17 protein-coding genes and 1 other RNA gene are annotated in these 24,139 nt (G+C 36.0%); 4 read left to right on the plus strand and 14 right to left on the minus strand.

What is annotated here, in order from left to right:
- Positions 1–59 precede the first annotated feature (59 nt).
- The 3 genes from HM987_RS13095 to HM987_RS13105 all read right to left on the minus strand — a co-directional run bounded on the left by HM987_RS13095 (position 60) and on the right by HM987_RS13105 (position 2,456).
- Complete coding sequence (locus HM987_RS13095; protein ID WP_179008516.1) at positions 60–854, minus strand: SDR family NAD(P)-dependent oxidoreductase; 795 nt, start codon at positions 852–854, stop codon at positions 60–62.
- Positions 841–2,046 (minus strand): NAD(P)-dependent oxidoreductase, encoded by a 1,206-nt coding sequence (locus HM987_RS13100; RefSeq protein WP_179008517.1) that lies wholly within the window; start codon positions 2,044–2,046, stop codon positions 841–843. The genes HM987_RS13095 and HM987_RS13100 overlap by 14 nt, the downstream gene beginning before the upstream one ends.
- A 197-nt stretch (positions 2,047–2,243) precedes the next feature.
- Positions 2,244–2,456, minus strand: a complete 213-nt coding sequence (locus tag HM987_RS13105; protein ID WP_179008518.1) for a hypervirulence associated TUDOR domain-containing protein — start codon at positions 2,454–2,456, stop codon at positions 2,244–2,246.
- 167 nt (positions 2,457–2,623) lie between these two features.
- Here HM987_RS13105 and HM987_RS13110 point away from each other — a divergent pair, with 167 nt between their 5' ends.
- Together HM987_RS13110 and ssrA are read left to right on the plus strand one after the other, a co-directional pair.
- A complete protein-coding gene (locus HM987_RS13110) occupies positions 2,624–3,394 on the plus strand; it encodes a DUF1206 domain-containing protein (RefSeq protein ID WP_179008519.1) in 771 nt (256 codons plus the stop codon).
- Positions 3,395–3,758: 364 nt separating this feature from the next.
- Positions 3,759–4,154: a transfer-messenger RNA gene (gene ssrA / locus HM987_RS13115) on the plus strand.
- A 71-nt stretch (positions 4,155–4,225) separates the two neighbouring features.
- Here ssrA and HM987_RS13120 read toward each other — a convergent pair.
- Genes HM987_RS13120 through HM987_RS13130 form a run of 3 tightly spaced genes read right to left on the minus strand, consistent with a single transcriptional unit; the run spans position 4,226 to position 7,412 of the window.
- On the minus strand, positions 4,226–5,245 hold the full coding sequence (locus HM987_RS13120) for a UDP-glucose--hexose-1-phosphate uridylyltransferase (RefSeq protein WP_179008520.1): 1,020 nt from the start codon (positions 5,243–5,245) through the stop codon (positions 4,226–4,228).
- A gap of 8 nt (positions 5,246–5,253) precedes the next feature.
- Positions 5,254–6,402 (minus strand): galactokinase, encoded by a 1,149-nt coding sequence (galK, locus tag HM987_RS13125; RefSeq protein ID WP_179008521.1) that lies wholly within the window; start codon positions 6,400–6,402, stop codon positions 5,254–5,256.
- Positions 6,403–6,413: 11 nt separating this feature from the next.
- The gene (locus HM987_RS13130; protein WP_179008522.1) at positions 6,414–7,412 is read right to left on the minus strand and encodes a GntR family transcriptional regulator; all 999 of its coding nucleotides are present in this window, start codon (positions 7,410–7,412) and stop codon (positions 6,414–6,416) included.
- An 82-nt stretch (positions 7,413–7,494) separates the two neighbouring features.
- Here HM987_RS13130 and HM987_RS13135 point away from each other — a divergent pair, with 82 nt between their 5' ends.
- Together HM987_RS13135 and HM987_RS13140 are read left to right on the plus strand one after the other, a co-directional pair.
- Complete coding sequence (locus HM987_RS13135) at positions 7,495–8,667, plus strand: glycoside hydrolase family 53 protein (protein WP_229724452.1); 1,173 nt, start codon at positions 7,495–7,497, stop codon at positions 8,665–8,667.
- Positions 8,660–11,107, plus strand: coding sequence for a DUF4982 domain-containing protein (locus HM987_RS13140; protein WP_179008523.1), 2,448 nt, complete (start codon positions 8,660–8,662; stop codon positions 11,105–11,107). Before HM987_RS13135 ends, HM987_RS13140 begins: the two co-directional genes overlap by 8 nt.
- A 157-nt stretch (positions 11,108–11,264) precedes the next feature.
- On the opposite strand, the gene HM987_RS13145 is transcribed toward HM987_RS13140, so the two are convergent.
- The 8 genes from HM987_RS13145 to HM987_RS13180 all read right to left on the minus strand — a co-directional run bounded on the left by HM987_RS13145 (position 11,265) and on the right by HM987_RS13180 (position 24,133).
- A complete protein-coding gene (locus HM987_RS13145) occupies positions 11,265–12,500 on the minus strand; it encodes a peptidoglycan-binding domain-containing protein (protein ID WP_179008524.1) in 1,236 nt (411 codons plus the stop codon).
- A 3-nt stretch (positions 12,501–12,503) separates the two neighbouring features.
- Positions 12,504–17,876 carry a DUF7379 domain-containing protein gene (locus tag HM987_RS13150; RefSeq protein ID WP_179008525.1) on the minus strand — a complete coding sequence of 1,791 codons (5,373 nt, stop codon included), beginning with the start codon at positions 17,874–17,876 and terminating at the stop codon, positions 12,504–12,506.
- Between the two features lie 2 nt (positions 17,877–17,878).
- The gene (locus tag HM987_RS13155) at positions 17,879–19,627 is read right to left on the minus strand and encodes a hypothetical protein (protein ID WP_179008526.1); all 1,749 of its coding nucleotides are present in this window, start codon (positions 19,625–19,627) and stop codon (positions 17,879–17,881) included.
- Positions 19,628–19,638: 11 nt separating this feature from the next.
- A complete protein-coding gene (locus HM987_RS13160; protein ID WP_179008527.1) occupies positions 19,639–20,061 on the minus strand; it encodes a hypothetical protein in 423 nt (140 codons plus the stop codon).
- A gap of 425 nt (positions 20,062–20,486) precedes the next feature.
- Positions 20,487–21,347 carry a DMT family transporter gene (locus HM987_RS13165; protein WP_370622883.1) on the minus strand — a complete coding sequence of 287 codons (861 nt, stop codon included), beginning with the start codon at positions 21,345–21,347 and terminating at the stop codon, positions 20,487–20,489.
- Positions 21,348–21,668: 321 nt separating this feature from the next.
- Positions 21,669–22,181 (minus strand): LacI family DNA-binding transcriptional regulator, encoded by a 513-nt coding sequence (locus HM987_RS13170; RefSeq protein WP_179008529.1) that lies wholly within the window; start codon positions 22,179–22,181, stop codon positions 21,669–21,671.
- A 6-nt stretch (positions 22,182–22,187) separates the two neighbouring features.
- Positions 22,188–22,853, minus strand: coding sequence for a bifunctional 4-hydroxy-2-oxoglutarate aldolase/2-dehydro-3-deoxy-phosphogluconate aldolase (locus tag HM987_RS13175; RefSeq protein WP_179008530.1), 666 nt, complete (start codon positions 22,851–22,853; stop codon positions 22,188–22,190).
- Positions 22,854–22,915: 62 nt separating this feature from the next.
- Positions 22,916–24,133, minus strand: coding sequence for a 6-phosphofructokinase (locus HM987_RS13180; RefSeq protein WP_179008531.1), 1,218 nt, complete (start codon positions 24,131–24,133; stop codon positions 22,916–22,918).
- Between the last annotated feature and the right edge of the window lie 6 nt (positions 24,134–24,139).

Here is a 24,139-nt window from a genome sequence, read left to right on the forward strand (position 1 = left end):
GTACGTACGTTCAAAACGTGAAGACTTAAAAATGATAAAATTAAGTTGTATTGAATAAGTTATAAATCCCTATTCTTATCCTGAATTCTTCGGATAATTTTTGTTGCTCTATTACGAGTTAGCATTCTTGGTAAAATGGACAAGAATTTATTGAGTGTTCCAGGTATGGCAACCACCCGTCCATTTTGCATCGCTTTATAGCCATAAGCCGCTACACGTTTGGGACAAGCCATATTAAAAGCTATTCTATTTTCTACCGTATCTTGAGAAACCACACTTTGAAAGGCTGTTTTTGTTGGACCTGGACATAAGGCGGTAACCGTAACACCTGTGCCTCTTAACTCATTGGAAATAGCTTGTGAAAATGATAAAAGATACGATTTAGACGCGTAATATAAAGCCATCATCGGACCTGGTTGAAAAGCCGCCAAAGATGACAGATTTAAAATTTTTCCCGAACCACGTTCTACCATATCTGGTAAAAGTAATTTTATTAAATGTGTAGCGGTCAATACATGTAAATGTAACATTTGCGATTCGCGCTCCCAATCCGTATCACAGAACGTTCCAAATAAACCAAAACCGGCATTATTAATGACCACATCAATAGAAATATCGCTAATCGCTTCATAGATATCGTTAGCAACATTAGCCACGCTCAAGTCTTTTAGCAACAAAGTAATCTTAGTAGCATAAGTATCTAAAATGAAATCCTTCGTATGTTCCAGTTTTTCTGAATCAACATCAATTAAAATAAGATTATAACCATCCTTAGCCAACAGAAGCGCCAACTCTAAACCCAATCCGGAAGCTGCACCTGTCACTAAAGCTGTTTGATTTTTACTCGTTTCCATCGATATAATCTTGTAAATAACTAAAACGCTTAGTTAATTTACCATTTTCCGTAATCTTGGCCCGTTTTAAAATTTCCCTTTCGTCGTTATTGAAAAAAGCCGGAATCACATGTTCTAAAAATGTTTCCCCAAAACCCTCACTAGCATCTTTTGGCAATTCGCATGGCAAATTATCCACGGCCATAACGGTTATTGCGTTTTCAGCATCAAAAGCCACTTCTTTTTCTGTTTGCGGATCATATCCATAAAAAGGATCTGCAATGGTTGAAGGCCTAATAGTACTTGCCACTGGACCATCGATATCACAAGATACATCAGCCACTAAATTAATTCTGAAGTCTGGATGTTTGGCATCTTCCCGTGTAAACAAATAAGGGGCATTATTACCATAAAAATGTCCAGCAATAAAATAATCGGTCTCTTTGGCATAAGGCATAAAATTGCTTTCGTATCCCGATGGATCCTTATAAAACTTGTACTTATCGCCTACCTTACCATCTTTTCGTTTAGCATATTCCATGACATCTGCCATGACATAAACGGGTTCAGTAAACTGAGATGTCAAATATAAAGCATCACTTATTTGTTTAATTCCCAAATGATCCAAAATCTCCTTGGCACCATAGGCTACCTTTCCTGTTCCAGTAAGAAGAATTTTTAAATTTGGAATCGTAATTTTATCCAATTCCGATTTAACCTCATTTAAATCTGCAAGGGTTTCTACTTTCGGTAAATTGAACAAACCATCGCGTAAACCCAAAGCTCTAAAACCATTGTAAGCACCAACCAAACCTGCATAACGACCGAAGCCAATTAAACGCGCACCACTTTTTTTAACTATGGTTTCATGGTCGAACAATTCAATATTTTTTTCCAACATTGCCATTAGAAGCGCTCTGTTGTACGGTTGCTTTTTTATGGTATGTGAAAAGAAAAAGTATTTTTTATTTGGGATTAGATTTTCAATGGGAACTTCTTTTACTCCAATCATCACATCAGCTTCAGAGACATCGTCCAAAACTTCGAAGCCTTTTTTTCTATAGGCCTCATCAGGGAAAATCCTGATATCCGAAGATTCTACAATGAATCTTACCTTTGGATAGGCCAATTGTGCTTCTGCTAAATGTTCTGGAGAAAAAACCACGCGTCTATCTGGTGGATTTTTACGTTCTTTTATGATGGCAAATGTCATTATATACGATAAAATTTAAGTTATTGGAAAAAACAAGTTCGTTTCTCAGCTTGTCCTGATCTACTTTCTTGCATTTACTGAAAGTAGGCTTTAGAATTATGGATTGCAACTTACAAATTACTAGCTAAATATAGAAATAACTTTATCACGAAAATAACTTCATTCTATAGCTTTAACCTCATTTACTACGTATATGACTAATCGGCTCGCTCTACCTCACTTTCAATTTTAAGGACATAATCTCCGTCTTCTTGCTCAATATAAAGTGCTTTATTACCTTCTTCTCCGTTTCTTGTAATCTCGCTGCCCTTTATGGTTTTGGTCACTTTTTCTGAATACGTTTCCATGACTTTACCTTCTGCGGTACCGTTGCCCCATTTCCATTTCACTTTAGTTCCTTTTTTAATCATGGTATCATAGAATTTATTGTACTAACAAAAATATAAAGTTATTTAGGAATTGCGAAAAAACCCTTCCTTTTAAATAGCAATTCAGTTAAGATAAACTTCGATAGAACAACTCATACTGATGGATTTATCTTTTATTAAGACAATTATAAACCAACAAAAAATATAAAATGAGCTCAAAAAAAGAAATGCTCTCCCGTTTTGGGATGGCTGCAAAAGGAATTGTCTACCTGCTAATTGGCGTATTGACGGCTATGGCTGCTTTTGGACAAGGTGGAAGTAAAAGTGGTAAGGACGGCATATTAAAGTTTTTGGCGCAACAATCTTATGGTAAGATATTGCTTATTGCCCTCGGTTTAGGTCTAATTGCCTATACATTCTATAGACTCTATCAAGGATTTGGCAATATAAAAAATCACGATGATGATGCTAAAGGCTATTTTAAGCGCACAGCTTATGTAGTGAGTGGACTGATTTACGGTTATTTTGCGTTTTCTGCATTGAAAATGGCTTTTGGCAGTTCTTCTGGGGATTCTGGTTCTTCTTCCCAATTACTGAATTCAGAATACGGAGATATAATTGCAATTGTAATTGCCATTATATTATTAGGAAAAGCCATATATGAATTCTATGTAGCTTATTCTGGAAAATATAAAGAGGACATTGAACATGCAGGCATTGATCCAGATGCCCAGAGTTTGCTGACCAAAGCAGGAAAAATGGGCTTTACGGCTAGAGGTATTGTGGCTGGCATCATGGCTTTTTTATTTTTTAAGACGGGTATGGGAAATTCTGGTGGCGACATCAACAGAGCTGATGCCTTTAGTTTATTACAAAATGAATTTGGATCAGTTGCTATGGGTCTCGTGGCTTTAGGGGTGGCACTGTACGGTGTTTTTATGCTGATAAAATCCAAATATCCTGACACAAATGTCAGATAAGACATTTGCTTCAACTTTGAACTGACATATTTTCTTAATGCTATTATAAAAATGTAATGGTATTACTTTTGCAATACTATTTTTAGTAATTTCGCCAACCTTGAAACCGTAATAAGCGTTTCATGGTTGCTGCGTTAGGGATAGAAGTGGCATCCTTTTGCTTTTTTTGCAAAAGATATAATGGAAAGCCCGACTGAAGCGTTTCCTGCAAGGCTTGTACCAAACTTGTTTTGGCATCTAAACCTTGTAGGTATTAAGCGGAAGGAACGCCCAAAAAAAATATTATCATTTATTAATTGATGAGATCCTGAAACAAGTTCAGGATTAATTCGATTACGCAAATTAAAATTTGCTATCTCATTAAGGGGTCGACTGGTTTTGACAGCGAGATTAATTAGATGGTAAGCACGTCGTGTAATGGCATTGAAACACGTAAAAGGCTAGACCAAATTTTAAACGGCGAGAATAACTACGCTTTAGCTGCATAATCTGAATTATAGTAAGATTCGTGCTTATTCCTACTAGGTAGGAAGGCTAAATGTCTCCGAAAAGCCCTAGTCAGTGGCGTTTCTATTTGAGGCATCGTAAAAATTGACTAAGATCGTGTAGCGCTTCGATGCACTTTCGAGATTAAGAAGCTAAGTTGTAAGTAGGTTGTCTTTAACCAGCTTGCAATCGAAAACCCAAGAAAAGAATAAACGTGTAGAAAGCCCTTTGGTTACTTGTTTGGACGAGAGTTCGATTCTCTCCGACTCCACAATCACCCTGTAAATATTGATTTACAGGGTTTTTAATTTTTCTATTAATAAGCAGCTAATTACAACTAAAAAGTTAAACCAACGCTCTTAAAGTTAGAGCGGCTGTTTCTGCCGTAATATCGCGTTGAGGACCGGCAAACATCTCATAACCGACCATAAATTTCTTTACCGTTGCACTCCTCAAAAGTGGAGGGTAGAAACTCATGTGCCAATGCCAATGACTATTTTTGGCATTGTTAGTAGGAGATTGATGAATTCCACTGGAATACGGAAAAGAACAATTGAACAATTTATCGTAGGCCTTGGTAATTGCAGCAATGGCTTCCGCAAACCATACCGTTTGTGTAACAGGTATTTTACTTATGTTTATTTGATGCGCTTTGGGTACAATCATTATTTCATAAGGCCATGTGGCCCAAAACGGAACTAAAACTACAAAAGCTTCATTTTCAAAAACAATACGCTCCTTTAATACTAATTCTTGCTTAAGATAATCACCAAGCAATGAGCGATTGAATTTGCTGAAGTAATTTAGTTGACTGTTATCCTTTTTTACAATTTCATCGGGCAATGAACTTTGACTCCAGATTTGACCATGAGGATGCGGATTGCTACACCCCATAACCTCTCCTTTATTTTCAAATATCTGAACGTAATTAATAGTTGCCATACTTCCTAAAACCTCATACTCCTTTTGCCATGTCTGAACAACTTCTTCAATTTCGGCAACTGACATTTGAGCTAAACTTTTTGAGTGGTCTGGACTAAAACAAACCACTTTGCATATCCCTGTTTCTGTTTCGGCTTTTATAAGTCCATCCTCAATTTTAAAATGCTCATCGTGCTGAGATAGCGCTGCAAAATCATTCTTAAAAACATATACGCTTTCATAATTAGGGTTTGCTTCTCCACTAGCTCTTTTGTTTCCTGCACATAAATAACAATTAGGGTCATAGCTTGGTCTTTTGGAAGTAGGCAATTCTTCCTCCTTCCCTTGCCAAGGTCGTTTGGCTCTATGTGGAGATACTAAAACCCATTCCTCCGTTAAAATATTAAAGCGCTTATGTGAAGCGTTCTGTAAATCATTTTCCATTTTAGTCTCTATTTAATCACGCTTGTACCATCGCCCAGCATTACATTATAAATGCTACAATCTTTATTGAATTTTCTTTTATATGATTTTGAGATTTTTAATTTAAAATCTTCGATATCGGTCTTTAACACCAAATTAATTGTACAACCACCAAAACCGCCGCCCATCATTCTTGCACCAATGACAGAAACACTTTTTTTTGCCTCATCTACCAAAAAATCTAATTCTTTACAGCTTATTTTGTACATTTCACTTTGGCCTATATGTGATTGAAAAAGCAATCTACCTACGCCTTCTATATCATTATCCATTAGAGCATTTTTACATGCCACCACTCTATCATTTTCCTGAAGAACATATAGTCCTTTTTTATAATCTGATGCCTCTAGTTTAGTTTTTAAAGAATTTAACTCTTCTAAAGAAACTTCTCTGAGTGAAGGTTTTTTGAGATGTTCAATAATTTTTTGGCAAACGGCATACCTATCATTATATCCGCTTTCAGCCAAAGCGTGCTTAACATTGCTGTTAACAAGCACAATTTCGTAATCGTGGAGATGCACTGGCACTAATTCTGACTTTAATAATTTGCAATCTAGAAACAAGGCATGATCCTTCTTACCAAACATGCTTGCATATTGATCCATAATTCCACAATTTACACCTACGTAATTGTGTTCTGCCTTTTGGGATATCTGTATGAGATCCGTTTTACTTAAGCCTAAATCAAATAACTCATTACAGCCAAAGGCTAAGCTGTTTTCTAGTGCTGCAGAGGAAGACAAACCAGAGCCAAAAGGAATATCGCCAGCAAAGACACAATTGAAATTGTCCACTTGACATCCTTTCTTTAATAGTTCCGCAATAACTCCGATTATATAATTTTTCCATGTATTCTTTTCTACTCTGTCAATATTTTTGAGATTTAATATGAATTCCTCATCCATATCAATAGACCGAACTGTAGAATAATTGTTATCACTTTTGGCAATGGCCAAAACGATGCCTTTATCAATGGCAGCAGGAAACACAAAACCATTGTTGTAATCCGTGTGCTCACCAATTAAATTAAGTCTTCCTGGTGAGAAAATAAGTAGAGGTTCAGTTATAAACTGTTCTATAAATTGTTTCTTTACCTTTTGTATTAAAGCGTTGTTCATAAATATTACATCTAAATAGAATTTCGAATTAGAATATGATTAGGATTTTCTATTTGATCAAACTCCTCGTTTATAATCATATTAGCCATCCGTGCTCCCATCTCTTTAAAATCTGTGGAAATAGTGGTGATTCCACCTTCAACTATTTCTTTTAACAGTGAGTCATTGTAGGCAATTATGCCAATATCTTTACCGATTTTCAAACGTGTTTCATTAATTTTCTTTATTAACTCTATTAAGCTTCTATCATCAAGAACAAAATATACTGCTCCTTGTTTTGGTTTCACAGAAGCTACACCCTCAAGTTTAGACCCTTTAATTACACCTGTGGACATAAATTTTTCATACCCTAAAAAGATACCAATTGGTTGATTGGAGATTGGGTTCACAAACACTAATTCGTTATAACCTTTTATTTTAGAGTTTAAACTCATCAAACCATCGTAAACATTACGTTCAAAATTTTGAAACACACCTGCATAGTTTTTTAATTTCTTATGCGTCTGATCTAATAAAAAAACTTGGTCTTTCGGAAGGGTTTTCAATGCTTTATAAGCATGATCCAAACTCGCTGGCATTACAATATAATAGTTGTAATTGCCAACGCTATCATTAATGAGCTTATCAAAAACATTTTGATTAAAATGATGGAAAAAGATGTCCACCTGAACATTTTCACCCAAAGCATTTAAAATTGAATTATATAGGTCTTCCTTAAAACTATTTAATTCGTCAAAAAGTAAAAATACTTTTTTAGCAACTTTCACATCTTCACTCTTTATATAGTAACCCTTACCTGTAACCGCTTCTATAATTCCACGCTTTTTCAACTCACCGAAAGCCATAAAAACGGTGTCTCTGGATAGGGAAAACCTATTTTTTATACTATTTACCGATGGTAGCTTATCCCCTTTTTTTAGCTGACCTTGATCTAACCCTAACTCTACAGATTGAATGATTTGACGGTATTTAGGGATTCCAGCTTTAGAATCAACATGAATGATACTCATAAAACAAATATATGCAAAACTGGTGGGCACTGGTCGGTGTTTGAAAAAATATTTTTTAACTTAGCAGAAATCGCTGTAAATTATGACCTATATTAAATTAGGAATGCATCACCTTTTATATATCATATTATTATCACTTCTTTTTAGTGCCCATTCGTGCTCAGAAAATGATTCAAATGGGACTCATAATAACGATGATGACATCACCGATACACCCTTTTCATTTTATTATGGTGCGGATCTTTCTTATGCCAATGAAATGGAAGATTGTGGTGCTTTATATAAAGACTTGGATGGCACAACTAAGGACGTCTACCAAATATTCAAGGATGAAGGTGCCAATTTAGTAAGAGTAAGGCTTTGGCACAATCCAGATTGGACCAATTACTCAAATTTTAATGATGTTAAGGAGACCATACAACGCGCCAAATCCAAAGGATTAAAAGTGCTATTGGATTTTCATTATAGCGATACTTGGGCTGATCCCTCTAAGCAAGAAATTCCCGCAGCCTGGCTTAGCGAAATTAACAACGTCAGTACTTTGGGTGAACTGCTCTACAATTATACCTACCAAACTTTAGACGAACTATCCAATGACAATTTATTGCCAGACATTGTACAAGTAGGCAATGAAATTAATGGTATGATTTTACAACAAGGTGAATTGGTTTGGCCTATAGATTGGCAAAGAAATTCCACCTTGATTAATAAAGGTATTGAAGCCGTAAGAGCTATCGGCAATGCCAAAAATGAAGAGATAGAAGTAATGCTTCATATTGCTCAACCCGAAAATGGACTTTGGTGGTTTGAGCAAGCTACAGCAAACGGCGTTACCGATTTTGATTGGATTGGCTTATCCTATTATCCGATCTGGTCTGATTATGATTTGAATGAAGTTCAAACACCACTTTCCACTTTAATAAACAACTATAACAAAAAATTAATGATCGTAGAAACGGCCTACCCTTTTACGCTTGAAAATGCCGATGGCGCCAACAATATTTTGGGGCAAGATGCTTTAACAGGCGGACTTTCGGCAAGCCAGCAAGGCCAATTGGATTATCTCAATGCGTTGCAAGAAATCATAGAGAATGCTGGTGGACAAGGTTTGGTTTATTGGGAACCTGCTTGGGTATCTACAGATTGTTCTACACTTTGGGCTCAAGGTTCTCATTGGGACAATGCGACCCTTTTTGATCACGATAATAAAGCCACACTAGGAATTAAATTTTATAATGCTGCCTTAAATGAATAAGACCGTATTTTCACTTCTTGGTTGTTTTATTTTTTTCTGTGGAGCTTATTTTTCTGAAGCTCAAACTAGAGAGGTCATCACGCTTAAAAACCAATGGAAGTTCAATAAAGGTCAACATCCTGAGGCCTCAAAAATAGAATTTGATGATTCTAATTGGCAAAATGTAACCGTACCTCACGATTGGGCAATTTATGGTCCTTTTGACAAAGAAGTTGATAAGCAAACTGTTGCCATCACTCAAAACGGCGAGACAACTGCGACCGAAAAAACAGGTAGAACAGGTGCTTTGCCCTATATAGGTGAAGGCTGGTACAGAACTGCATTTTCGCTCACAAATTTTGATGACAATAAAAAAGTTTTACTGCTTTTTGAAGGTGCTATGGCCGAACCCGAAGTGTTTTTAAACAGTAAAAAAGTCGGTGAATGGAAATATGGTTACAGCTACTTTTATTTCGATGTTACGCCATACATCAATGGAAAAGATCAGAATACGTTAGCCGTAAAACTAACTAATATTGGCAAATCCTCAAGATGGTATCCTGGTGCTGGTTTGTACCGAAATGTAAGGGTCATTGTAAAGGATAAAGTAAGTTTTGAGCAATGGTCCACCTTTATCACCACACCTTCAATTTCTATAGATGAAGCCAAAGTGAATATCAAAACAAAAGCTTTTGGCACAGATTTAAAGTTGGTCACGGAAATTTATGATAAAGACGGCCATAAAATCAATGCAAAAGAGACCGAAACCATTATAAATAATGAGTTTGAACAGAACTTAAAAATAAACCAACCTCAACTATGGAGTCCAGAAACACCATACTTATATACCGCTGTTTTAAAACTTTTTAAAGGTAATGTTCTTAAAGATGAAATAACACAGCGTTTTGGCATCAGAACTATAGATTATAGTCCTGAAACTGGTTTTAGTCTCAATGGCAAAACTCGAAAATTCAAAGGGGTTTGTCTTCATCATGATTTAGGGCCCATTGGTACGGCCGTAAATAAATCCGCATTAAGGCGTCAACTCAGTATTTTAAAAGATATGGGTTGTGATGCTATTAGAAGTGCACACAACATGCCATCGCTAGAACAATTGGAACTTTGTGATGAAATGGGTTTTATGTTTTTAGCTGAAAGTTTTGATGAATGGAAAAAGCCAAAAGTTGAAAATGGCTATAATCGATTTTTTGATGCGTATGCTGAAAAAGATGTCGTGAATTTGGTAAGAGCAACAAGAAATCATCCAAGTATCATCATGTGGAGTTCTGGTAATGAAGTCCCTGATCAATGGGGAAGTGAAGGTGTAAAACGTGCTAAATGGCTTCAAGACATTTTTCATAGAGAAGACCCAACACGACCGGTAACCGTTGGCATGGACCAAGTTAAGGCGGTCATGGCATCTGGATTTGGTGCCATTATGGATGTGCCAGGACTCAATTACAGAGTCCATTTATACGAGGAAGCTTATGAGCGCTTTCCGCAAGGGTTTCTTTTAGGTTCAGAAACGGCTTCAACGGTTAGTTCTCGTGGTATTTATAAATTCCCTGTCGAAATTGCAAGTATGAAAACCTATCCAGATCTTCAATCATCCTCTTACGATCTGGAATATTGTAGTTGGTCTAACCTTCCTGATGATGATTTTGAATTGCAAGATGATAAGCCATGGGTTATCGGTGAGTTTGTCTGGACAGGTTTTGACTACTTAGGTGAACCAACACCATATGATGACGCTTGGCCATCACGTAGCTCCTATTTTGGAATCAATGATTTGGCAGGTTTACCAAAAGACCGCTTTTACTTATATAGAAGCCGTTGGAACACCGAAGAAGAAACGCTTCACATACTACCACATTGGAATTGGGAAGGACGTGAAGGAGAAGTTACACCGGTTTTTGTTTATACCAATTATAATAGTGCCGAATTATTTTTAAATGGAAAAAGTTTAGGTGTTCAAACTAAAAACTTTAAAACGAATCAAAATCGCTATCGTTTAATGTGGATGGATGTAAAATACGGACCCGGAACATTGAAAGTAGTAGCTCTAGACGACGATGGAAATCCTGCAGCAGAAAAAGAAATCAAAACTTCAGGCAAGCCCAATAAACTTGTTCTCGATTCTAATGTAAAACGATTAAAAGCCAATGGCGAAGATTTAGCTTTTATTACAGTTTCGGCAGTTGATAAAAACGGAATTCCATGTCCAACTGCAACTAACCAACTTAATTTTGAAGTTTCAGGCAATGGTCGTTTTAGAGCCGCTTGTAACGGAGACCCAACGTCTTTACAACCCTTTCATTTACCTACCATGAAGTTGTTTAGCGGAAAACTTGTTGTGCTAGTTCAGTCCACAGAGAACGTGGGAAATATAACACTTACAGTTACTGGAAAGCATCTCGAAAAGGGTCAACTGACTATAAATTCTGAAAAACAAAACCCTTGATTATTAATCCAATTTCTAAAAGAAAACCCGGACTTTAAAACAGTAAAAAAGATAAAAAACTGTACATTAAATAATGTGGTTAAGCCGAAGGATTTGTTCTATGTATATCATCAAAAAAAGGTTTGGTCTTCCATAATTTTCAATTATTAGTTTGATACTATACAGACTTCAATCGTGTTAAAGTATGTGACGCATATTGCGCTCCAAAATTTTCGGATAAATCCAAAGATTCCTCTCTTCCCAATGTGTAATATAAATTCGTCACATTTTGTGGCGCATAACATAATATCAAATCCGTAAACACATTATAAGCCCCTTTCGTTTTTTTACTTGAGCTCGTTAATCCATTATAACTTGTGGATGCAAATTTGGAACAGTCCTGCAATTTATTTTTATGGTTTAAATAACTCTTGCCTGCAATAACCTGACATCCTGCTGAAAAATTAGAGCTTCCAATGCCTGTCCAATGAATGTTTATAGACGGATTTACCCGAAGACCTTTAACATTTCCGGAACCATCAGTAAACATGATATCTTTATCCGTATAAGCGTTGTCATTATCCCAATCCCTTATAATCATCACGCCATTCCAATCTACAGGTTTTAATGCTCTGTATATTTTCTTCTCCACGGATATTTTGTGCCATCCAAAACGATAACGATGTTGCCCTTCTATTAAAAACGCTTCATCTTTTCGTCCTGCCATATTTACGCTGGCATCTGTTGAGCCCCAGAATGTGAATGCCATTCCTTTGATGAGTAATACGAATAGGTCATCATTTTCTCGTCTTATAGCACTTTCGGTCTGCTTTCTCCTGATGCCAATGAGATGAATATCATTAGTATCAAATTTCCATTCCGCAGGCTTTATTGTGGAATAGGTTTTTGATAAACTATTCAAATGCTTTAAAATTGCTCCTGGATTATTGGTATAATGCTTTTTGGCGTCCTGTAATAATTGCATCCAATTGGTATAAGCTTCCGAAGGATTTTTACTTGTAGCACTTCCCCATTCCGATACTTTGTTTTCTTTCTGCCAACGTTCAATGTGACTCATGGTTCCACTTCCCACAATACCATCTGGCACCATGTCATTAAAGCCTTCTATAGTGCGGACGTATTCTTGAAATAACCGCACAGCAGCTTGGGTCACGTAACCAAAAACACCATCAAAAGCAGCTCGTGGCATAAACCCTGCCCTAAATAAAAACTGCTGCAATTTTAAAACTGAATTATCTTTACCTTCTCTGAAAGAGCGCCATTTCGTTCGGTCATCATCACGAAACGTTACTTTATTAATTAACAAACCATCAATATGGTAAGGTTTCAAAAAATCTTTCTTGTCCCTTGGCTGTTTGCCTTTATCGCAACTTCCTAAATATAATACACCCATGTTTCAATTATTTAAAAGATTTTCCAATTCAATTTTTATGGTATCCAAACATTCTAAAAGCTCAGCATCCTTCACATAATGTCGTAAGAAATCAATTTGTAACATTTCTATTTTTATATATCTCGGACTATATATTTGATTGAATATTTCGTTGTACCAACCTAATATTTTTTGATCTTGATGTGTGTCATTGGTATTTGAAATCAATAGAATTGCATAACTTATTTCGGTCATCCCTATGAGGACAGAAATATCCAAATCAGCTTTATCAAAGTCATCCAGTTCTTGACGGTAATCCGTTAAATGTTTTACCAAGTCCGTAACATCTTCAAATACCTTATTAGTTTTCAAACGGTCTATCAATTTTTTATCTCCTAAGGTTTCGAGAATATGACCAACCATCAATATGTTGGATAAGGCGTCCAAATACTGTCCACTGTATTTATCACTTGCCATTTCCATGGCTTCGTTATAATAACTATAGGCTGTTTTTAATTGCTCAATTTCTTCTTTTTCGTTTAAGTGCTTTGCTGTTAATTTATAAGCATTGCCGACAATATTCAGTCGGCTTGCATTTCGGCCTGCGAGTGTGAGTAATCGAATTTCATTTAGGTAGTCAACAATAACGCTTCCTACTGCATCTTTCTTTTTGGATTTTTTAGCGGCTTCAACGCTACCTTCTAATCGGTAGGATTGCACCAAACAATATTGCTCTAAGGCTTTTATGGAATAATTGCCATTATCAAACTGAAATAAACCTTTATATTTTTGAAAGGCGACTTCAATATTTCCCAATTCATCGTAAATAAGTGCTTCTTTTTCCAGCACCATGGCATCCAATAAATTAGATGCTTCAGCTCTATCAATGTAGGTATCGAGTTTTGCCAATGCTGATTTTTCTTCTTCTTTTTTATCACGAATTGAAATTAATAAATTATCCAAATCGGTATGCACTTGAGACGACACTACGTATTCTTGATTGTTTCGATCTAATTTTTGCCTGTCATTAAATTTATAAAATTGGTTTCCATAACACTGATACGCACCCCAAGTATTGCTGTGTTTATGTTGCTGATAACATTCCAGTCTGGCAAATTGTACCGCACTTCCAAAATCGTAACCTTGCAGCATGCGCTCATAAAAGGTTTCGGAAAATACTTTGGCGGCAGAATCATCAACCGCCCAACCTGCTATTACAATAGCCTTGACACCCATTTCAATCAATTGTGTTCCAATATTGGCAGCCAAACGGTATCGATTTTGACTATAAATATCATCCTTGGCATTTACAACACCCGAAAAACAACAATTGATGAATACAAATTCCGGGACATAGCCCAACTGGTTGATCATCGCAGGATCGATACAAATTCCGCTACCTATGGCGATTCCAATATTATTATTTTCAGGATCATAAATTCCGTGTCCCGCAAAATGCATCATCATATAATGCTTGCTGAACAGTTCCATCATAATGTTTTTGGCATTGGAATGTAATAACGAATTAACCTTATAACCTTCCTTTGTCAATTTGCTAGACACCCATTCCGCTTCTGCCTTAGCTGCTGGAAGTGGCGACAAACCTTCTTGGTCATAAACTGGATCACCAACTACAAATGCTTCCTTATTCTGAAATCCAACTTGATTAAAACGCGTGGTATCTTCCGAAATCAATTGCCTTATAAAACTCGATGTTACCGAAGCTGGAATTTCAGTAGTGGTATTGTCATGCAATAATTCCCATGGAATTTGGGCTGCAGATTTATCTAACTTTAAAACGAGGTTATTTTGATTTCTGAAGGTGTTTTTGAAATCATTTGGAATCAACATTTCAAACAAGGATTTTGATAAGCGTTCGTCCCAATTTGATGAAACTGACATTTCTGTCAATAAATGGTTGATTTTATTCAATCCGATACCCACCATTTCCTGTTCTACTCTTGCCAAACCGTTTGAAGCAAAATATCTGAATCCGCTTACCGTTTCGTCGTCTTTTTTAGATTCATCGGTGACTTTCACGCTATTAATGTGAAGGTTAAACCACCAATCATAACTATAGTTTGCGAATATTTTTTTCTTTTTCGCACCTGGTCTTCTGGCAATACCTTTTTCATAATTAAATGTTACCCGATTATCGGTTCTGTACAATCGTGTTAAACTAAAATAAGCCTCACTTGCCACAGATTCATAGTAGTTGACAATTTCAATGTCTTTTATCAATTTTAAACCTTCACCTGTTTCCTTGATCTGTTTATTCGCCTCTGCAACACCCAATAAAATACCTTTCAGGGAATCTTCAATAGGTAGTTTTCCGTAACCGATTCCCATTAGCACAAAGGAAATTCCGGTCGCATACTTTTTGGCACTAGGTAATGTATAATTATCGCGCATAAACATGGCATACTTAAGCACCGCTTGTTTCACCGTTTTGGACAACACGTAAGACGTTAAGCTTCCTGTACTTCCCAAACCGCAAACAATGGCACCTTTAGGTTTTGTTTTGAGGTTGAAAAACACCTCACTCTCGCCAATTTCGCCAGGATAGTAACCAATACTTAAGCGTTGGGACAAGCGATTATCCAAATAAGAGTCCAGCGCTTTTTCCGAACTTAAAATTAGATCCATAAAGAAATGCCCAACCATTACTGGATAGGATGACATTTTTAAATCGCCATGAATTATCTTCACATTGAAGTATTCTGCTTCTGGCTCAATGGTTTTATGCGTACCAAACAAAGCATCTACAACGGCTTTGGAATCGTATAGTGGCTCTGGCGATTCAAATACTTCCGAAATGATTTCTCCACTTCGGGATGCGGGTTGCTGATTGTTCAATCTATTGGTAGTACCTGTTTCCAGTATATCTGAAATCCCATGAAAAATATAATCTTCATTCGCCAAATCGCCATGAGAGGTATGCGTGTAATATAAATTTGGTGTGTTGAGCAATTGCTTAGGAATTCCTGTTTTCCACGTCACGCTGCCATCACCATGAGACGTGGCTTTATAAACTAATTTATCGTTTTTTGAAAGCCAACGATCTTTAAATTCATAATCAAAAACCGTTTGATCCGACTGGCCACAGATGTAATAAATATTCCTAAAATCATCGTTATCCAATTTCGAATTTAAAAATGTTTGGATGTTATCCCGATAGGTTTTAAAATCCTTTAAGGCTTGTGCATTGTCCTTTGGATCTGGCATGTGTTTTAGATCCGTCTTTACATCCAAATTTTTCCAAAAAGTTTGTTGCCAAAATGGACGCTGTGTGTCATCATCTTCTATTGGCAACAATTCAAAAACCCCTGGATATTTCCAAAACACCTCTAAAAGTTCTTTTCGGTTGTGTTTAAAATCAATAAAAGCTAACTGTTTTACACGTTTACTGTGACCAGTCAGTACTTCCATAATCAAATAAGAACCCAACCATGGCGTACCCAACATAATGAATCTATTATGTACATTTTCCTTGAATTTAGACCAAGTATCTTCGTAATCCATCATACATTGTCTTACCACCAAACCTCCCATGGAATGCGCTACGATGTGAATTTTTGCGCTACTGGTTTGTAGGTAATCCTCCAGTTGGTTTTTTAATTCTTCTGCAGCACCTTTTACCGACTTTCTCCAATCGAACTGAAACGTAACCACATCATATTTTTCCGATAAATGATCGGCCAAGCCGTAATAGTATTTTTTTATGATCCCGCTAGCGGCAACTTTTTTCGCATTAATGCCTAACTTTTTTACAATGGCGCCTCGATTCAATTCAGGCATATCTACCCATTGCTCTTCGTTATTGTTAGCAATGGTCGATCCCATAATGCCTGGCACAATAATGACGATATCCTTGGTAATGGTTTCTGGTTTTTTCTTGAAACCTTCCATGGATAAGGGATCGAGTAGAATACCGCGTTCGCCTTCAGTATAAATGTGCTTTTTAAATAAAGTCGTCGGGTTGTTGGCATTGGCATTTAAAGCCTCGACTATGGCGACACTTGAATTATCCGCAGAAAAATAATTGAAATGGTTCGTTGTTCCTCCTTTTGCCAAAAATTTGTAAATCCCTTCTTTTCTTTTAATACCGTGTTCCATGCGAGGTGTATCCACGACCAAATCATTATCCACACGATAAAACAGATTTGCCAAAATAACTTTTAAGGAATTGAAATTGATACCTTCAACATCTGCATCGCCAGAAATATTATACAGATCACTTACGACTGAAGTATCCGACGCATTCATCATTTTTTGAAAGAGCGATTCAGGCATCATGGCATTCAGTCCTGGTAAAACTTCAGGATTTTCCTTTTGGCTTACCAGTTCCAATAAAAATGCTTTTACCGCATGGTAAATCGGGTTTCCTGCGCCAAATGCCAATACAACTGCATTTAAAAAGAGATTAAAAAAGTGATCTACACGACGCGATAATATCGTAGTGCCGCTCGCAGGTGCTGCCACACGAACGACTTTATTTACCGTGATTTTTTTCTTTTTGGCCATCTCATTGATGGCAGTCATTAATTCTTGGTTCCCTTCTTCATTGTCATCACCATCGAGTATTCCTATTTCAGTTTTACTGAATCCTATAATTGGATTTCTACGATCACATTTCGCCAAAATATCAGCAACCAAACCACCTCTGGAATGGCTCAATATATCCAAATTGCATTCTTTAGGACAATCTTTTAGAAAATCCAACGCATTTTGTAGTGGACTGACAGAAAGCGTATAATGTTCCAAAGCCAAAATTTGGTTGTCGTAAATACTGACCATGTCATTCCAAGCCTCGTTATTTTCGTTCAGTTTATGAAAGGCATCAATTGTGTTGGACAAAGTGCCATGCAACATCAGTAAAACAGGTTGGGCGTTATCAAAACTATTGGTGTTTTCGACCCTAGTGAATTTCGCATCTATTTGATACAAACCAGGATGGGATTGTACGCGCTTATCGTAAGCGTTTGCCAGTTCCTTAATGCCTAATTTAGCGATATCCTTTTTAGTCACTTTAGGTTTAAATACACTGAACACTTTGACCATGGCGCGTTTTATGATGCCTCGATTTTCATTTTCGGATAAGATTTGAATGTCAAAAACATAATCATCATTTGAAAGTGAACGTTTTGCCAGTACCTTTTTTCCATAGATATCCTGTACATCTTCTGGATGCCCAATCCATTCGGTATCATCGGTAAACTGAAGTGCAACGATATCGTGCTCGTCAAAACTTACCGTATTGACTTGATTTTCAGAACGGGTTGAAGACACCTCTATATATGATTTAAGTTCATATTTTTGGTCGAGTGTTTTTGGGACGATGTAATCAATGGATGAGACTTCGCGCTCTACTCCTGTTATTTTTGCTGTTTTGCTCATGGCTAATTTTTTATGGTATTGACCGGTAATCCTGGAAGATTAAATGGCAGGTTAATGCCAAAAAACCAATAGAAATTATCAATGGTTGTGTTATAGTTGATGCCTACGCTGATGATATCCTTAAAAGCGGTTGTTATTACTCCAACACCAAATTCGGGCGAACCGTCGGTATTAAAATCGGGCGAAGCAAAATTGAGGCCGACTCCAAAATCCAAAAATTCATTATAGAAATACGATTTACTCGAACCGAATTTTAGCAGTACAGATGCAGAAGGTGCATAAAAGAAATCCCGATCGGATTGAAGGTTTAAATCACCTTTATTGAACGGATTGGCAAAGATTAACCCAACGGCAACTTCCGAACGTGCGCCGATAAGTTGCATGGTCAATTCCCGTTGCTCTAAAGTAAAAATTTGTTCTGGTGCATTTTCAACTGTAGAAGGCAATCGTAAAATCATTTCAATCAACAATTCATCGCTATTTTGTCTTTTTCCAGTTCCTTTTAGGTTTATAAAACCTTTTTCGGGTAGGTTGTCCAAAGAAAAGGAAATCACTTCGTCACCAATTGATTTATTGGCGATGTAGTTGGTTTGTAATCCAAAAAGTAAGGCTATGCCGTTTTCGAGTTTTTTAATGTTTGTTTGAACTTCTCCATAACAACTATTAAACTCAGTCAGCAAGGGTGCAAAATCAGAGGCAAGATTGGTTTGACTGACTAACGTCTTTACATCTGAAATGATTGTATCTATATTTTTTAGACTTTCAACTACAGACAACACTTGATCTTTAATAGTCAACAACGCAGCAATATTCCATTGACTTAATTCTGTTTTCAACAGGTGATAAAGCGTTTCAAATTGATTGATTACGACTTGAATTTCTACAATTTTCGCTTTTATTTCAGCAGGAACGACATCATTCAGCTCTATATTTTGAACAAACTGAATGCTATTATTTTTAAACGAGACAACACAAGAAATGCTTCCAAATTCATTTAACAACTTCGCTTTTAGCGTTTGGAAGAGCTGAAATTCCCTTTCATTATTTTCCCTTGCAATTTCTGCAAGGGCTTCTAGTTGTTGTTGATCTTCAACAGACAGACTTGTCACCCATCGTTCTACGGTGAAATAATCGCGGTTGGAATACGTATCGTAATTTTGAATATGAACGCGGTCGCCTCCACTTTCGTCTTTTTTATAGGCCACGACGCTGACTTTATATTTGTCCGTTTCAATCGCTTTTAACTCTGATTCAATACTCAAAATATCATTATTTAAGTTTGAAAGAATATAGGGTTCAAGAAGATTTCCTTCTGCAAAGGCTTGGGTGGTAAAAAATTCTGCAGCTAATTCATTATATAAAGATGATAGAAATGGGTCTGATTGTACGTCGTTTAAAAAACCGTCCATAATCTCGAAGAAGGTTTTTTGTTCTTCTACCGTTGGCATTTGGTTTTCTAAAATTGAAATTACGGCACTTTGGTTTTGAAGTGCCTGTTGTAAGCTTATTAACTTAGATTCTAAATCTACAGTCTCATTGAGTTGTGGAAATTGACTTTTTATAATCTCAAGTAGCTTCACTTTTGAAACCTCAACTTCTAGCGTACTATTAATTTCAACAATTTGAGCCGCATCAATTGGAATTTTACGCGAATCACCTCTGTAGGTTTCTGTTACTGACAGAATTTGACCATACATATTTGCGAACAAGCTTACTAAAATAAGCGTTATGGTATATTTTAAAATTTTCATAATACTTATGTTTAAGAGCTTACAAATGGAATGTCGTGAGATTGCGCCCTAAAAAAAGATTGTTGTAAACTCGCATAGGAGAGCTGGCCATTTTTCAAAATTATACCATCAATCTGATCTAATATTGGCGAAAAGCAAAAGCATTTAATGTTATCGTAAGGTTCATCGGAATTGTCAGCATCAGAAGCTTTAAGATGCTTTTTTAAGGTTTTGGAAAGCGTATCATGATTTCTTAACCAAAGTAACCAACGCTCCATATTAAAATAGGAGAGTTGCGCCAAATTATCGGCTTTGGTGATGGCTTCCCGAACGGTTTCTGTGTCGCCGATAATGACCATAATGATCATCATTTCTTTTTCAATAAAGGATTTAAAGATAGACTCTGCCAGAGCGGCATCATCTAGCGGAATAATGGTAGTGCGCTTGAGATTCATAGTATATAGATTTAAACATATTTAACTATTTTCAGCGTTGAATTCAGTTTATAAATTGTCCAAAATAGAAAACACTACCTATATCAAAAGATGATAATGGTTTCTTAATAAATGGATTATTTTAAGGCTAAAATAATTTTATAATAAATTCAAAATATAGTTAGATGCTTTACTAGGGATACTAATCAGCGAGTTAAATTTAATAAAAAATAACTTACTTTCAAACAGTTACAGCCATATTTATTGTTAAACAACAATCTTATCGCATCGTTTTAATACTACTATAGAATTTTGTAATATCGGTTTTTGTGGTTACAGGGAAGGTTATCTTTATCTAAGTTTCAAGGAGGCAGAGTTAAATTTTCTGATTGGTCAATTGAACGTTATTGAAGAATTTTTAAGAATTTCATGTTTCGATTCTTTTTTTAATAATTGCGATTTATTTTTTTAGACCTTTTGACCATGATGTTTAACGTTAGACCAACTATTATGAGTAATATTCCAACCAAGCTCCAAATTGTATAGCTTTCTTTGAACCAGATCAAACCAATGATTATGGTAAAAATGACCTCAAGATATTTTAAAGGTGCTATTTGATTGGTTTCACCAACTTGCATAGCTTTCGTCATATATAATTGGGCGAAATATCCAAAAACACCTAAACTCATAAGAATTAACCATTCTTTACCTTCAGGATTTTTCCATTCATTAATAGACAATAATCCACCGATTACTGCCGAAATGACCATGAAGTAATTTACGATAACCACAGGGTGGTCAGCATCGCCTATTTTACGAATAAAGATATATACGAATCCGGAAAATACCGCAGATGTTAAAGCCAAAACAACACCTATTATCTGAATTTCAGAATCTTCATCAAAACCTTTTAAGATTAATACACCGGAGAAAGCAACGGCAAAGCATAACCATTGAATGGGTTTTATTCTCTCTTTGAGTATAAATAATGCGAAAAATGTTGCAAAGATTGGCGCTATATACCTTAAAGAGACGGCTGTTCCCATAGCGATATATTTTAGGGACAAAAAGAATAAGGTCATGGAAATAAGACCAACTATACCTCTCATGATCATTAACCCTCTTTTATTTCCCAAAAAGGACATCTTTTTTTTCAGTAAAAAAGGAATGGTAAAGAATAACGAACCCAATGCCCTAAAGAACACAATTTGATAAACGCTAAAATGGTTTAAAGACTTTACAAATACATTCAAAAATGTAAATGCTAAAGCACTAATTATCATGTATTGTATTGCTTTTTTCAGAATATATTGTTTTGTGTTGCATGATTAAATAAATCAAGCGTAGAGAAACAAGTGGTAAAGAAAGTTCCTAATAATAATTAGAACCAAGTACTTTTCTTACTGGATTATTTATAAACTCAACTCTACTTTTTCTTTTAAACTGAAGTCAAGATGAGTTTTATGTAAAAAAAATCACAAAGAACAAGATGTTGCAACCAATTCAAAAATAATGCTTTAAAGGCTTCTGTTTGGCCTCAGGATATTACTAAATCATGTCACTACAATCTAAGCGACAAATTAAAATTTTAAAGTGTATTAGTCCGTAATAATTTTGGTAAATTTAGGTTAACCGTTTAAAACCTTTATCAAACTCTTCAGTGAGGATTGTTTTATCTCTTCCAGCGTTTGGTCGCTATTGATTATAATGGATTCAATTGGAAACGAATGACTTTTGTATTCAAGCCTTTGTTCTTCAGCTGAAATAACTAGGATACCATCTATTGAGCCGTCACTGAGACATTTTATATGATTCAAAGTTTTAGTTCTAGAGCTAAAAGATTGATAAAACAGAATTCTATAACCAAAGTTCTCAGCAGACTTTTGCAAATGGCACAGTGAATGACTATAGCAGGATTGTGTAACTTCGGGTAAAATTACAGCAATAGAACCCGTTTTTTGCATTCGAAGCGACACAGCATAATTATTAGGCACATAATTATGCTGTTTTGCTATAGTTTTAATCGTGTCGCGCGTCGCCCTACTTATTTCATGCTTATCATTCAAAGCTTTTGATACCGTGGATATTGAATATCCAGATAAAGATGAAAGTTGTTTAATGGTTACCGCAGATCTTTTCAACTATTATTATTTTAAGTCACTAATTATACTAAGTGCATTTCTAGTATCAGATTCAATTTTGGCTAAATCATAGTTACCATCTGCACCCTTTGCTATTAATTTTGAACCCATACCAACACAAGTTACCCCAGCTTTGAACCAACCCTCTAAATTTTCTTTAGTCGGAGATACGCCACCCGTAGGCATAATGCTCGTCCAAGGTTGTGGCCCTTTAATGGCTTTTACAAATGCTGGTCCGTAGATGTCACCAGGAAATAATTTTACAACCTCACAACCCAATTCTTCAGCTCTACAAATTTCAGTTAATGTACCACAGCCAGGAGACCATAAGACTTTACGCCTGTTACATACAATTGCGATATCTTCCCTAAACACAGGAGTGACAATAAAGTTTGCACCCAATGCCATAAAACGTGAAGCCGATGCGGCATCTGTAACAGAACCCACGCCCATTATCATACCAGGTAATTCTTTTAGTACCCACTTATTAAGCTCACCGAAAACTTCGTGGGCAAAATCACCTCTTGCTGTAAATTCCAACAAACGTGCGCCACCATCGTAGGTCGCTTTGATTACTTTTTTACTTACTTCTAAATCTGAGTTATAAAACAACGGTACCATGCCCGTTTCTTTCATAACATTTACCACTTCCAATCTTGTATAATTTGCCATAATCCTATCCTAAATCCTTCCCCAAAGGAAGGACTTCTTTATTTTAATTATTAATATTTATTTTAAATCCAATTTAATATTTTTTTGAAATCATAAGCTTCAGGGTTTGGCAAGTATTTTTTTGCTTTTTCGTAATCTTTCTCCTTAATAAAGAATAAATTATCTATAAACAGTTGAGCCATATCCGAATTTATATCTACCAATCGTGGTGGAATCTTACCATTTTCATCTTCAAAATCTTTCAAAAACAATGGTTTTATATCTCCACTGGAATTTGCACTAACGATACAGCCCGAAACGCCCTGATCAAATAACTTTTTAACTCCAATACCCAACAACGTACAAAGTGTTAAATCGAAAGCAATAGGATTACAGCATCTTAATTCGTAACCTAATTCTACTGGTCTCGATTTAATCTCGATACCAATTTCCTTCAACTTAACTTGCAATAAATAATTAAAAATATGCGACTTACTGACGTTTCCTAATTCAGGATGGCCATGATCGTCATACGTAAAATTGATTCCTGAATTGATAATTTCCTTTTCATCCATGAAATGAAAAACCCCTTCACTAATTAGTGCTACACCATATTCAACGCCCATGATTTTGCATTTTACAATTGAAGAGATAATCATATTGATTAACTTATCGAACGTAATTTTAGTTTTATTGAACATTTCTGGGATAATCATCATTTGAAAATGACATGCCGAAGCAATACCAAAAGCCAAATGACCAGCTGAGCGTCCCATAGCAGAAACTACGAACCAATTTTCGCTTGTACGTGCGTCTTCATAAACCGTGTTTCCAATTCTAACGCCTTCATCTTTTGCCGTATGAAATCCAAAAGTAGGGTTTCTATCAGGTAAAGGTAAATCGTTATCTATAGTTTTAGGTACATGAATATGTGCCACATACAACCGCTGGGTTTGAAGATATTTGGTTAGTCTATTGGCGGTTGATGCTGTATCGTCACCGCCAATAGTTACCAATAATTTTACATTATTATTTTTGAAAAAATCAGCTTTAAAATCGCTATCTTTAGGTTTGAATCTACTCATGATTAAGGTAGAACCACCACGACTAAAAATACGGTCGGCATGATGGAAGTCGAAAATTTTCACTTCAGGGTTATCGGATAATAAACCTTGATAACCATGATGAACACCAATGACCTCATAGCCATCTTTCAAAAATGTTTTGGCTAGAGTGCTTATTACGGTATTGATACCAGGCGCAGGACCACCACCACAAATTATTGCTATTGATTTTTTCAAAATTAG

The organism is Winogradskyella forsetii, assembly GCF_013394595.1.
Lineage (GTDB): Bacteria > Bacteroidota > Bacteroidia > Flavobacteriales > Flavobacteriaceae > Winogradskyella > Winogradskyella forsetii.

Coding starts and splice junctions, on each gene's coding strand:
- HM987_RS13110 (WP_179008519.1), top strand. CDS start 2,624: ATGAGCTCAAAAAAAGAAATGCTCTCCCGTTTTGGGATGGCTGCAAAA.
- HM987_RS13095 (WP_179008516.1), bottom strand. CDS start 854: ATGGAAACGAGTAAAAATCAAACAGCTTTAGTGACAGGTGCAGCTTCC.
- HM987_RS13160 (WP_179008527.1), bottom strand. CDS start 20,061: ATGAATCTCAAGCGCACTACCATTATTCCGCTAGATGATGCCGCTCTG.
- HM987_RS13135 (WP_229724452.1), top strand. CDS start 7,495: ATGACCTATATTAAATTAGGAATGCATCACCTTTTATATATCATATTA.
- HM987_RS13175 (WP_179008530.1), bottom strand. CDS start 22,853: ATGGCAAATTATACAAGATTGGAAGTGGTAAATGTTATGAAAGAAACG.
- HM987_RS13155 (WP_179008526.1), bottom strand. CDS start 19,627: ATGAAAATTTTAAAATATACCATAACGCTTATTTTAGTAAGCTTGTTC.
- HM987_RS13100 (WP_179008517.1), bottom strand. CDS start 2,046: ATGACATTTGCCATCATAAAAGAACGTAAAAATCCACCAGATAGACGC.
- HM987_RS13105 (WP_179008518.1), bottom strand. CDS start 2,456: ATGATTAAAAAAGGAACTAAAGTGAAATGGAAATGGGGCAACGGTACC.
- HM987_RS13120 (WP_179008520.1), bottom strand. CDS start 5,245: ATGGAAAATGATTTACAGAACGCTTCACATAAGCGCTTTAATATTTTA.
- HM987_RS13150 (WP_179008525.1), bottom strand. CDS start 17,876: ATGAGCAAAACAGCAAAAATAACAGGAGTAGAGCGCGAAGTCTCATCC.
- HM987_RS13145 (WP_179008524.1), bottom strand. CDS start 12,500: ATGGGTGTATTATATTTAGGAAGTTGCGATAAAGGCAAACAGCCAAGG.
- HM987_RS13130 (WP_179008522.1), bottom strand. CDS start 7,412: ATGAGTATCATTCATGTTGATTCTAAAGCTGGAATCCCTAAATACCGT.
- HM987_RS13140 (WP_179008523.1), top strand. CDS start 8,660: ATGAATAAGACCGTATTTTCACTTCTTGGTTGTTTTATTTTTTTCTGT.
- galK (WP_179008521.1), bottom strand. CDS start 6,402: ATGAACAACGCTTTAATACAAAAGGTAAAGAAACAATTTATAGAACAG.